Source organism: Bacillus cereus group sp. BfR-BA-01381 (assembly GCF_022663555.1).
GTDB classification, from domain to species: Bacteria; Bacillota; Bacilli; order Bacillales; family Bacillaceae_G; genus Bacillus_A; species Bacillus_A pacificus.
Genome location: NZ_JAKUFR010000119.1, coordinates 1 through 12107 on the forward strand (window position 1 = coordinate 1; position 12107 = coordinate 12107).

The following is a 12107-nucleotide window of genomic DNA, read 5'->3' on the forward strand; positions in this document are numbered from 1 at the left end:
AAGTAGAAACCTTATTTCAAGCAGTACAATAGTAAATGAAATTTATATTGGTGATTTTTCGAATATATCGACCGCAACTCAAAATATATTAGCAATTTCCCAAATATATCAACCACGACTCCAATTATATTAGCAATTTCCCAAATATATCAACCACGACTCCAATTATATTAGCGATTTTTTTCATATATCGACTTACCAACAAAAACCGACAATGATAGGCATTTGATGCGCTGGATCTGGGAGTACTTCACAATTGTCGATGCAAGGGGTATAAATAGGCTTCTCTCTTTAAAATCAGTACAGTGGGAAATATGGAGCGTATTACGCGGCGTTCTTTCATTACTTCAGCAACTTAATATATTTGTTTATAACTTTCCACTGCGCATGGTCCCATAATAAAATACTGATTTCCATCACCATTAATTTCAATACATTTTATTTTTCCATTTTCAGACACTAACTATAACGTATTTCCTCTAATTTCAAAAATTCCCCAAACCTATTCAATATATCTTCTTTCGTAGTCGGAACTTCTTGAGGCATATAATTAACAAATCTCACCATATCTTCTGGATAGTGATGATTTCCATAAAACTCTGTAATTTTATTTAATAACTCATTATCTTCTTTACACCTTTCTTTTATTTCAGATAAATAAACAAATCTTAGTTTTCTTTTCTCCTCCACTAACATTTTGTTTTCTTCATCTAATTGAGGAAAATAATTAGTTTTTATTTCTAACATTATCTTACCTAAATCTTCATTAGAGACTCCCCATGTAAGTTCATTAACAAACTCGCTTTCATCACCAATTCCCATTAATTCTACTGCATAATCAGAAATAACGTCTTTGCTAAAATAATTTTCTTGGACGCCTACAAAAATAGTTTTCCAATCATACTTAATATGTTTATGTTTTAAATCTTTTAAGTTCATATTATTCACCTCTTACTTTTCTGAATTTGATTTGGCTCACCCGTCATAACACACTTTTATTTACAATAAAAAAAGACAGTTTAAACACTGTCTTTTTTTATAAGAAGGAAACAAACGGTTTATCGCTGTTTTTCTCTTTTATAACAATTGCCTCGATTTTATTCTCGGACTTTATCTGCAATTGTACTTTTGCATCTTTCGGTAATTGGTCTAACATACTTTGAGCGGCGAGTTGAGTAAAAGCCATTAATTCTGTTTTACCGTTATATTTAATAACAATATTCATATTTAATGTATCCATTTGATTTTTCTTATAAGAAACTTTAGCATTTACTGGGATAAAGTCTCCAGGAGAAAAACCTTTCATTGCCTCAGTAAATTTATTTATTTTTTCATTATCTTCTCCATGTGCTTGTGTAAATTCATCGGAAGGATATGAATACGCTTTTTCTTCAATCGCATTCCAATTTCCAAGGTTCATATCATTCTTTTGAACGGTAGCACTAGCAATATACGTACCATTTTTTAAAGAACTTGTACTTTCTTGCTTAAAAATAGCAAACGTAATTGGGGATTTATTATACTTGTCATTTTTATGAATAGCTTCAATAAGCTGCTTGGCAACTTCAGTCCCTTTAGACATTGCTTCTTCATTCGATACATTTGAAGACATAGCTAACCCAATTACAACGCCAGATAAACTTAATTCATTTGAATTCTGTTTCCCGAAATAGTCTTGTTCTATAATATTTGTCAAAACGGGCGCTTCTACTTTTGCGACTAGTTCATCAACTAACTTCTCAGGAATATACTGATTCAATTGAAGCACATGATTTTCTGTATCAAATTGCTCTTTTGCAATATTCATTAAACCATTTTCATACTCTGCTAAATCTAATTTAGAATTTGTTTTTACATTAGCTGTATTTATAACCTTTTGTTCTTTTAAAGGAATTACAGTTCTATAATAATCTTTAGAAACAGCAGTTCTCGGAATCATACTTTTTTCTTTCGTATCTTTCTGTATAACTTCATCCTTCTTACTAATCGTATCATTACTACAAGCTCCTAGTAATAAACTTACGACTGCGAAGGATAATGCCATTTTCTTCATTACTTAAAACCTACTTTCAACAATCTAGTTATTTAGTTTGAACTATTAACAGTTTACCATTAAATATATTTCAACAAAAACAAAAAAAAGAAGCAAGCACCTTTTGCTTGCTTCTTTTTACTTAATATTCTCTTCTAAAGCATCTTTTTTAATGTTCCAATGAGACGTATTCCATACTACCATCCCATCTTTTATGTATAACACTTGCGGAGATTCATGTTTCATGCTGTACTGTTCTGCAACACGATTCGAAACATCTCTCGCATCTTGTACGTATAAGTAATACGCTGGTACCGCTCTTTCTTCACTACAATAAGCTTGAAATTCTGTATAGGCACCATGACTAATCGGGCATGTCGTACTATGTTTAAAAAGAACATAAGGCTCGTTTTTTTCTACTAGTACTTCAAGCTCTTCAATTGTTTCAAGTTTTGTCATATTCATTACGATTCACCTCTCATACGAAGTCTAGAGCGCTTCTCTTTCTTTTCAGCTTTTTTCTCGAGTCTTTCTAATTTACGTTCTTCTTTTTCAACCTTTTTCTCTTGTCTTGTCGCACGATAATGATTGTATACTTCAATTGCTGCGCTACTCCACTGTACAACTTGCGCTACTTTATCTGCATTATTTTCAATTTCATCCGTAACAGACTCTGATACATTACGAAGTTTCGTATTTAAAGAATGAATTGTCGTTCCAATTCCATCTACACCCGATACTACTTTATTTAATGATTGTGACTTCTGTTGAATGTCATCAGCTAACGCATTTGTTTTATGTAATAATTGCTCCGTCTCTACGCTAATCCCTTGCATTTGCTTTTCTAAACCTTCTAACGTACTTGCAACGTTTTCTAACGTCTTCTGAACCGATAACAACGTTCTGCATACATACACTACTAATACAGCGAAAGCAACCGCGATAATAGCTGCACTTACATATAAAAGAACTTGCATTTCATCACTTCCTTTATCTTTTTCATACTTTCCCCTATTATACAATCATTTTCCGTTTCGTTCTAATCCCTATCTTTCCATTAGAATTTTCATACTTATTCGTTAACTTTAACATAAATGATTCAACAAATTCCACTAAGTAGGTTACAATAGGAGAGGATACATAATTAGTAGGGAGGCTTTACATATGAAAGATCCACGCATTGAAAAGTTAGCATACAATTTAATTAACTACTCTATCCGCTTACAAAAAGGCGAAAAAGTATTAATTGAAAACTTTGGCTTACAAAAAGAACTTGTAACTGCACTTGTTAAAGAAGCATATGCAGCTGGTGGTTTCCCATTCGTTTCTTTAAAAGATCATCAAGTAGATCGCTCTTTATTAATGGGTGCTACTGAAGAACATTTTGAACAAATCGCTGCATATGAAGCAAGCGTAATGAAAGATATGGACGCTTATATCGGTCTTCGCTCTGGCGATAACATTAACGAACAAGCTGACGTGCCAAGTGAAAGAATGCAAATTCACGGTCAAACAGTTGGTAAAAAAGTTCATAGAGACATCCGCGTTCCAAAAACACGCTGGGTTGTTCTTCGCTACCCAAATGCTTCTATGGCGCAGCTTGCTAAAATGAGCACAGAAGCTTTCGAAGACTTCTACTTCGAAGTTTGTAACTTAGACTACGGTAAAATGGATAAGGCGATGGATAGCCTTGTTACATTAATGAATAAAACAGATAAAGTGCGCCTAACTGGACCTGGAACTGACTTAACATTCTCTATTAAAGACATTCCAGCAATTAAATGCTCAGGTCATTTAAACATTCCAGACGGTGAAGTATACTCTGCACCAGTTCGTGATTCTGTTAACGGTACAGTTTCTTACAACACGCCATCTCCTTACAACGGTTATACATTTGAAAATGTACAACTTAAGTTCGAGAACGGCCAAATCGTTGAAGCAACTGCAAACGATACAGAACGCATTAACAAAATCTTTGATACAGACGAAGGCGCACGCTACGTTGGTGAGTTCGCAATTGGCGTAAACCCATACATCTTACATCCAATGGGAGACATCCTATTCGATGAAAAAATCGATGGCAGCTTCCACTTCACTCCTGGACAAGCTTATGACGATGCATGGAACGGCAACAACTCGAACATTCACTGGGATTTAGTATGTATCCAACGTCCTGAATACGGCGGCGGCGAAATTTACTTCGACGACGTACTAATCCGTAAAGACGGACGCTTCGTTGTACCTGAATTAGAAGCTTTAAACCCAGAGAACTTAAAATAATGAAAAACGCTCGGGATTTTTTCCGAGCGTTTTTTTAATACTTTAATAACTCTTTCGCCACATCTTCTGGCACTTTAAAACTCATTTTCTTATTTTTCATTTCAACTTCAACATACGGGACATCTTTATATACTATCATCGTACCAATTTCATGTAATTCCTTTTTATCTTTACTCGACTCCGATAATTTTGTTGTACCTTCTTGATACATTTTAAATGTTTTCCCTTGCGGAGTATCTAAAGGAGCTGACTGCATTTCCCACTTATCCATTTTCATGACTTCAAACAGCTTTTCAATTTCTTTCTTATCGGTAATTACTTTCTTTTCAATTGAATCAGTAAGTGATTCAATTTCAACTTTTTGTGCCTTTTCTAAGTTTAGATCCGTCTTTTCCTTCTTCGTACTACATCCTAGTAAAAGAAAGGATGCGGTTAGCAGAAATACAAATAACATAAGGACTTTTTTCATTTCTAATTCTCCTAACTATATAGAGCTACTTTTCTCGCTTTTCGTTTGCTGAAAATGAAAATAATATAAAAGCGCCACTGCGATAGTACCTATTAATATTGGTACATATAAAGGCAGATCCCATTTCATATATACTCTAGTGCAACCAACAAGCACAAATAATATTTCTAAACAAAACAAAGGTTTTACATATTTCATTTCTTCCCTACCATTTCTATTTTCACATTTGGATTCTCTTTCTCAATAAGCGCCAAAAATTCAGTCATATGTTGCGGCATCGCAACCATATGTACTTTGTATGCATTGGTCGTAATTTCAAGAGATTTCCCAACTTGACGAATGATTCTTATCTCTTTCAATACGATATCGTCATTTAAAACACCGTACTTTAATACACCATTTTCTACTTTATGCTTTTTAATAAATACTTCCCAAACGAGTGGTACATTAACAAGGAAGCATAAACTCATCCCAATTAACGCTGTCATCCACTGCTCTTTATTAGCGATAATCATGACGAGTGGATATACAAACATAAAAGCTAACGTAAGACAAACGAAAATGACTACTGACTTACTTCTTTGAATCGGAAAGTTCATACACGCACCCCCTAACCTAAATTATACCACTTTTTCCATTTTAGTTCATAAAAAAAGGCCATTTCTACATGACCTTCTTAAACAATATATCTATAAAATTTCTTATCCACCTGCAACACTGGAAAACTTTTTGGCAACTCATCTATACTCACACTTTGAAAACCATTCTTTTCATAAAAGCGATGTGCTGCTAAAAATTTAACTGTCGTTCCTAAGTAAATGTCTTTCAGCTTTTTATTCTCAGCCCACGAAATTGCCGTTTGGAGCAACTTATGTGATGCGCCCCACTCTTTTCCGCGAAACTCTTTTTTTACGAACATTTTTCTTAGTGCTACTTGATCGTTCCCAATATCTAATAAGGCCACTGTTCCAACTACTTTACTATCATAAGTTGCTACCCAAAAGTTACCATGATTCCTTTGATAAAATGTTTCTATTTCAAGCAGGTCCGGCTGCTCTTCTTTCGTAATGGGAACATTGTACTCTTTTTGCTGAATATGAACGATAAGATCTACTACTTCATCTTGAAACGTACTTTCATACGGAATAATGCGTATCTTCTCGTTCATCGGATCTCCTTCCATTCTGAACCTAGTAAACTATATACAGCGATATCGTGAAAATGATCGTATAGCCATTCATCATCTCTTAAAATACCATCTAACTTAAACCCTAAACGTTCTGGAATAGCGCGACTTTTCACATTTTCAACACCGCATCTAATTTCCATTTTATTTAATTTTAAATTCTCAAATGCATAGTGAAGTACAGCCTTCACGCTACGCGTCATAATACCTTTCCCACCAGCATCTTCTGCAAGATAATATCCGAGACTTGCCGCTTTCTTCCCCCAGCTCACTGGATGAATACCTACCATCCCAACGAGCTTTCCTTTATAACGTATGCCACTTTCAAAACCGTCTCCCTCTGCAAACTTCTTTAACCACATCGGACAAATCTCATTATAAGCATCAGCAGATTTCGTCCCATCTACCCAAGGAAGCCATCTTCTTAAATGATTGCGGTTTTGATTTATTAATTGATATAGTTCCTCTTTATGATGCTTTTCTAATAACTGTAATTCGATTTCGTCGTCTACTCGGAGTGTGAACATTTTTTAGCTCCCCTTTTTATTTTTCTTATTATTCTAACATTTCTAAATAAAAAATGTTAAATATTCACACTTTCTTTTGATTTTATTTGTATAAAACCTGATGAACACAATACTCCCATAATAACTAATATCATCCCTATACATTGTGCGGGTGCTATATTTACTCCTTCTACAAAAGAAATAATCATTGTAACTACAGGCGCTAGATTAAAAAACAACTATATATGATTGATATCTAGATATGAATCATATATAGTTAAAGTATGGAAAAAAATGATAATTTTATAATTCAATTACGTAAAGGTGTTTTTGATCTCGCTATTTTGTCTTTAATAAGTAAACAACCTATGTACGGATACGAAATTACAAGTGCATTACAAGATATCCCTGTATTTCATATCCCAAACGGTTCGATTTATCCTATATTAAATCGAATCACGAAAAACAATTGGGCCGTTTCCTATTGGGAAGAGTCCGGTGATGGACCAAAAAGAAAATACTACCGAATTACAGACGAAGGGAGAGAAATTTTACATAATCGCTTACATGATTACGAGGAAGTGTATCAAGCTCTAATGTTACTAGCTAAAGGAGAGGATAAAAAATGAACAAAGAACAATTCTTTGCAAATGAACTCATTGCTTCTTTCTTACATGACCTTCACAAAGGTTTAATGAACTTACCTACATCAGCACGAGAACAACATATGTTAGAAATTGAATCCGATTTATACGAAAATGCATTAAGTAAAGAAAGTGAAGGGATACCATTAGGAGTTATTCCTTCACAAGTGATTGAAGAATTTCTTCCTCCAAAAGAATTAGCAAAGGAAATTGCAGCAGAATATAAAGACGTTATTCAAGATGTACAGCAATCTACACATACATTTATTAAATATTATTCTGGCCTATCTATCGGTCCACTTGGCGCTCTATCAGTGCCTATTGTACTAGGCTTCATCAATATTTCAGCTAATTTGCCATTTGTACTAGCTTTTATAACAAGTAACATTTGGTTTATCTGTAGAGAAAACCATTGGAATACAGACTTATTAAAATACTTTAAAACAATAATTTCCATTAGCTCAAGGCTTTTAATCGCTCTTCCGTTTACTTTTTTCGCAATTCACATCATCATAACAAAACAATTCGATATGTTTTCATTCTATTATTTAATTGGATATGTACTTTTTAGTTCAATTTATATCGTTTTGTTAAAACAACTCTACAAAAAGAATAAACAATACCAACCTATCCATGCTTTTTAAATGTATCGAACACAACAAAAAAGACGCACAGCTAAGCTATGCGTCTTTTCTATTACTTCTCTGCAACTTGAACTTCTTTTACGTAAGCTGCTTCGAATTTTTGGATGTCTCCTGCGCCCATGAAAATGAGAACGCCGTTTTTATGTTTCTTTAGTACATCCGTTGTTGTATCTGTAATTAGTTCTGCACCGTCAATACGCTTTTGCAGATCTTCGATTGTTAATTCACCTTTGTTTTCGCGCGCTGATCCGAAAATATCACATAAGTATACTTGATCAGCTTTGCTTAGGCTTTCAGCGAACTCATCTAAGAACTTTTCTGTACGTGAGAATGTGTGTGGCTGGAATACAGCAACAATTTCACGTTCTGGATGTTTTTGACGAGCTGCTTCAATCGTTGCATTAATTTCTGTCGGATGGTGTGCATAGTCATCGATAATAACTTGCTCTCCCATCGGCTTCTCATTAAAGCGACGTTTTACGCCTTCAAAAGTTGTTAACTGATGCTTAACTGCTTCTACATCAACGTTTTCATAATGGCAAAGCGCGATTACTGCTAATGCATTTAATACGCTGTGATTGCCGTATCCTGTAATTTTGAACGTGTCATAGTACGTATTACGAACGAATACATCGAAAATAGTACCATCTGTTCTCTTTTGAATGTTACGTACTTGGAAATCATTATCTTCTCCAAATCCATAGAAAATAACAGGTACTTTCGCTTGAATTTTTTGAAGTTCTTCATCATCTCCACATGCAATAATGCCTTTTTTCACTTGCAATGCCATCTCTTGGAATGCATTGAATACATCATTGATATCTGTGAAATAATCCGGATGATCAAAATCAATGTTTGTCATAATCGCATAGTCTGGATTGTAAGACAAGAAATGACGACGATACTCACAAGCTTCAAATACAAAATACTTACTATTTTCTACCCCATGCCCTGTTCCATCTCCAATAAGGTAAGATGTAGGGTGTGCACCTTGCATTACATGGGCTAACAAACCAGTTGTTGATGTTTTTCCATGTGCACCAGTTACAGCAACACTTGTGTATTGGTTCATAAGGTCACCTAAGAAGTGATGGTAACGATGTACTGGGATGTTTAATTCTTTTGCTGCTACGATTTCTTCATGCGTATCAGGAAATGCATTTCCTGCAATAATCACTTGTCCTTCTTTTACATTACTTTTATCAAAAGGAAGAATCGAGATACTACGCTTTTCCAACGCTGTTTGTGTAAAGAAACGCTTTTCATAATCAGACCCTTGAACAGTATGCTTCATGTCATGAAGAATTTGCGCTAATGAACTCATTCCTGTTCCTTTAATTCCTACAAAATGGTAAACTGTCATCTTAAAGAACCTCCAACATTTCGAACTAATACAACGGCCTATCTATAAGACAGTATATGAATCTTTTCTTATTTTGGTAATCATCATACATTTTTGATGTAGTGAAGTTATTCTTCCCTTCACTTATCAGGATAAACTCGTACGTACTTCTTTTTTATGTCCATAACAAATCCATTATAGCAAAAAAGAAGCCGCTATACTATGATAACAGAAAAACTGATAGGGTCAATCACCTATCAGTTTTTCTGTCTTTTACATATCTTCTCTTTTTTCTAATTGAACACGCTCTAAACGTGGGTTTGGACGATATTTACGACCAGCTTTCGCTTCTGGTTTTCCATTTAATTCTACATTATCACCAGTAAAGCCAATATTCATTTTTAATAAGCTACTTCCTACTCCGTATATATCAACAGGTACGTTTTGAGCTTCAAATTCACGAATACGCTTCTCATCAAATCCACCAGTTACAACGATGTCTACATGCTGGAATCCTTCTTCATCAAGTGCTTTACGAAGTGCGAATACGAGCGATGGGTTTACACCACGTGGATCGAATGTTCCAAGTACTTCTGGGTGGCGAATGAAGTATTGATCAATCATCGTGCGGGACGTATCTACACGTACACCTTTTAATGTTGATCCAAATTCACGCGCTACGCGAAGTGCATCTGTAATAACATCATTGTTGTAATCAATTAATACAACTAATTCATCTTCTGGGAATTTCTTATGATATGCTTTTGCCGCTTCCACAACATCACCATTAAACATTTGAATTAATGCGTGAGGCATCGTCCCCATACCACTTTTGCCCCACCATTCATTCATCGCATGCGTCGCTTGTGCGCTCATACCTCCGATGTATGCTGCATAACCGTCACCAGCTTGTTGTGTATAATGATCATCACGGTCTCCCATGAAAATAACTGGTTTTTCTTTATCTACGCTACGCGCAGCTTGGACAACGTTATATACGTTTGTTGCAACCGATGTACGACGAGCTAAAATCCCATCAATGACACCTTCTAAAAATCCGAAATTTTCATAAGGACCATGAATTGTTAACACTGTTTCAAATGGACTAATTTTATCGCCATCTTTTAAAGAGTTAATCTCAAGTTCCTCAGGATTTTTAGCGAATGTTTGTAGCAATGCAATGACTTCATCTGTTCCGCAAAGAACTGCATTTTCCTTTTGGAAAAATTGCATCGTTACAACACTTTTCGGGCGAAATTCTTCGATGATTTCTCTAGTCTTTAAAAAGTAAACGGCAGAGAACCAACCTTCTCCAACACGTTCGTCAAATTTAAATGTTTTATTTGTTAGTCTATTTATTTCACCTTTTAATTTTAATTCAATTTCTTTCATGTCGCTTTACTCCCTACTTTACTATCCAACATTTTCTCTTAGTATACAGCAAAACCGTTTACTATACATTTGTTTCCTGCATAGCGGCAAATTCATCCTCAGAAATAAGGACGTCTCTTGGCTTCGTTCCTCTACCTTCAGAAATAATTCCTTGCGATTCCATCTCTTCAATGAGACGTGCCGCGCGATTATAACCGATGCGGAATTTTCGCTGTACAGAAGATGTGGACGCTCCCCCTTGTTCTACAACAAATTGACATGCATCAAGGAACAATTCGTCTTCCGACTCAGCTTGTTCTGTTTTCGCTAATAAATCCTCTTGCTTAAATAAGTAATTCGGCTTCATTTGCTTTTTCACATGATCAACTGTTTTTTCAATCTCATCATCCGATACATATACACCTTGTACACGAACTGGCTTAGATGTGCCGTTCCCTAAGAATAACATATCACCACGGCCAAGTAATTTCTCCGCGCCCCCAATATCGATAATCGTACGCGAATCAACTTGAGATGATACAGTAAACGCAATACGCGTTGGAATGTTTGACTTAATTAAACCTGTAATAACATCTACAGATGGACGCTGCGTCGCTACTAATAAATGAATACCACAAGCACGTGCCTTTTGCGCAATACGACAAATTGCTTCCTCAACATCACCAGGTGCTACCATCATTAAGTCGGCTAACTCGTCAATGACAATAACGATATAAGGTAATGTCTCTCCCGGAATTTCTCGCTCACTTACAATCGTATTGTAACGAGTTAAATCACGAGCTCCTGCGTGCGCAAATAATTCATAACGGCGCTCCATTTCTTCAACTGCCCATTTTAATGCAGCTGTCGCTGCTTTTACATCCGTAATAACAGGCGCTACAAGATGCGGAACAGAATTGTATGGTGCAAGCTCAACCATCTTCGGATCGATTAACATTAACTTCACTTCATGTGGTTTCGCTTTATATAAAATGCTCGTTAAAATGGCGTTAATACATACACTTTTACCAGAGCCTGTTGCACCCGCAATAAGTCCGTGTGGCATTTTTCGAATATCCGTTACAATTGGATCACCTGAAATATCAAGTCCAAGCGCAACTGTAAGCGGTGATTCGCTCTTTGTAAACACAGGACTTCTTAAAATTTCACGAAGAAATACTGGCTTACTTTCTTTATTTGGAACTTCGATTCCAATCGCACTCTTCCCTGGAATCGGCGCCTCAATACGAATATCTTTCGCCGCTAAACTTAGCTTAATATCATCACTTAAGTTTGTAATTTTATTTACTTTTACACCTGGATCTGGCTGTACTTCAAAACGAGTTACTGCTGGACCTTGCGATACATTAATAACATGTGCGCCAACGTGGAAATTATTAAACGTTGTATCTAATAATTCTTTCTGTTCTTCCAACCATTCTGTATTATCTAATGCTGCTTGCTGCGGAATCGATAGCAATGTTAATGGTGGAATCGTATACGTCGGTGGTGTTTGCAATACATTTCGCACATCATTCTCTCTTTGATTTACAACATATGCTTTCTCTTCTACTTCCGTACTTGAAATTGGCTTTTGTACTTGTTGAGATTCTACTACCACTTGCTGCACTGG

The 12107-nt window shown here is 35.5% G+C and carries 15 protein-coding genes and 1 pseudogene; 3 read left to right on the top strand and 13 right to left on the bottom strand.

All coding sequences use genetic code 11. From position 1 onward, the window contains the following. Window positions 1-459: 459 nt before the first annotated feature. From MR079_RS25520 to MR079_RS25535, 4 genes are all read right to left on the bottom strand, one after another. Window positions 460-939, bottom strand: coding sequence for a DUF2247 family protein (locus MR079_RS25520; protein ID WP_097852941.1), 480 nt, complete (start codon window positions 937-939; stop codon window positions 460-462). A gap of 97 nt (window positions 940-1036) precedes the next feature. Beyond that, window positions 1037-2053 (bottom strand): CamS family sex pheromone protein, encoded by a 1017-nt coding sequence (locus tag MR079_RS25525; RefSeq protein ID WP_048551342.1) that lies wholly within the window; start codon window positions 2051-2053, stop codon window positions 1037-1039. A gap of 117 nt (window positions 2054-2170) precedes the next feature. Next, window positions 2171-2497, bottom strand: coding sequence for a bacillithiol system redox-active protein YtxJ (gene ytxJ, locus MR079_RS25530; protein WP_001057468.1), 327 nt, complete (start codon window positions 2495-2497; stop codon window positions 2171-2173). After that, window positions 2497-3009 (bottom strand): DUF948 domain-containing protein, encoded by a 513-nt coding sequence (locus MR079_RS25535; protein WP_001197726.1) that lies wholly within the window; start codon window positions 3007-3009, stop codon window positions 2497-2499. The genes ytxJ and MR079_RS25535 overlap by 1 nt, the downstream gene beginning before the upstream one ends. Window positions 3010-3196: 187 nt before the next feature. Between MR079_RS25535 and MR079_RS25540 the strand changes: the two genes are divergently transcribed. Next, a complete protein-coding gene (locus tag MR079_RS25540) occupies window positions 3197-4312 on the top strand; it encodes an aminopeptidase (RefSeq protein WP_000654739.1) in 1116 nt (371 codons plus the stop codon). A 34-nt stretch (window positions 4313-4346) separates the two neighbouring features. Here the strand turns inward: MR079_RS25540 and MR079_RS25545 are convergent, their stop codons facing one another. The 6 genes and pseudogenes from MR079_RS25545 to MR079_RS25570 all read right to left on the bottom strand — a co-directional run. Further along, window positions 4347-4781, bottom strand: coding sequence for a hypothetical protein (locus MR079_RS25545; RefSeq protein WP_087954075.1), 435 nt, complete (start codon window positions 4779-4781; stop codon window positions 4347-4349). Between the two features lie 15 nt (window positions 4782-4796). Further along, window positions 4797-4979, bottom strand: coding sequence for a hypothetical protein (locus tag MR079_RS25550; protein ID WP_000878351.1), 183 nt, complete (start codon window positions 4977-4979; stop codon window positions 4797-4799). After that, entirely contained in the window at window positions 4976-5380 is a 405-nt protein-coding gene (locus tag MR079_RS25555; RefSeq protein ID WP_139866414.1) for a PH domain-containing protein, read from the bottom strand. The genes MR079_RS25550 and MR079_RS25555 overlap by 4 nt, the downstream gene beginning before the upstream one ends. A gap of 77 nt (window positions 5381-5457) precedes the next feature. Then, complete coding sequence (locus MR079_RS25560) at window positions 5458-5949, bottom strand: GNAT family N-acetyltransferase (protein WP_088326022.1); 492 nt, start codon at window positions 5947-5949, stop codon at window positions 5458-5460. Next, window positions 5946-6494 (bottom strand): GNAT family N-acetyltransferase, encoded by a 549-nt coding sequence (locus tag MR079_RS25565; RefSeq protein WP_139866413.1) that lies wholly within the window; start codon window positions 6492-6494, stop codon window positions 5946-5948. Before MR079_RS25565 ends, MR079_RS25560 begins: the two co-directional genes overlap by 4 nt. A gap of 56 nt (window positions 6495-6550) precedes the next feature. Continuing rightward, window positions 6551-6712 (bottom strand): annotated as a pseudogene (locus MR079_RS25570) (EamA/RhaT family transporter); the annotation flags it as partial. A gap of 45 nt (window positions 6713-6757) precedes the next feature. Here MR079_RS25570 and MR079_RS25575 point away from each other — a divergent pair. Continuing rightward, the gene (locus MR079_RS25575; RefSeq protein ID WP_000414139.1) at window positions 6758-7102 is read left to right on the top strand and encodes a PadR family transcriptional regulator; all 345 of its coding nucleotides are present in this window, start codon (window positions 6758-6760) and stop codon (window positions 7100-7102) included. Beyond that, window positions 7099-7761, top strand: a complete 663-nt coding sequence (locus tag MR079_RS25580; protein WP_242294865.1) for an HAAS signaling domain-containing protein — start codon at window positions 7099-7101, stop codon at window positions 7759-7761. The genes MR079_RS25575 and MR079_RS25580 overlap by 4 nt, the downstream gene beginning before the upstream one ends. Window positions 7762-7813: 52 nt before the next feature. Here MR079_RS25580 and murC read toward each other — a convergent pair whose 3' ends face one another. The 3 genes from murC to MR079_RS25595 form a co-directional block, all read right to left on the bottom strand. After that, the gene (gene murC, locus MR079_RS25585) at window positions 7814-9124 is read right to left on the bottom strand and encodes a UDP-N-acetylmuramate--L-alanine ligase (RefSeq protein WP_242294866.1); all 1311 of its coding nucleotides are present in this window, start codon (window positions 9122-9124) and stop codon (window positions 7814-7816) included. Between the two features lie 252 nt (window positions 9125-9376). Next, window positions 9377-10495 carry a nicotinate phosphoribosyltransferase gene (locus MR079_RS25590; protein ID WP_000658369.1) on the bottom strand — a complete coding sequence of 373 codons (1119 nt, stop codon included), beginning with the start codon at window positions 10493-10495 and terminating at the stop codon, window positions 9377-9379. 61 nt (window positions 10496-10556) lie between these two features. Further along, window positions 10557-12107, bottom strand: a 1551-nt coding sequence (locus MR079_RS25595; RefSeq protein ID WP_242294867.1) for a DNA translocase FtsK, incomplete at its 5' end; no start/stop codon positions are given.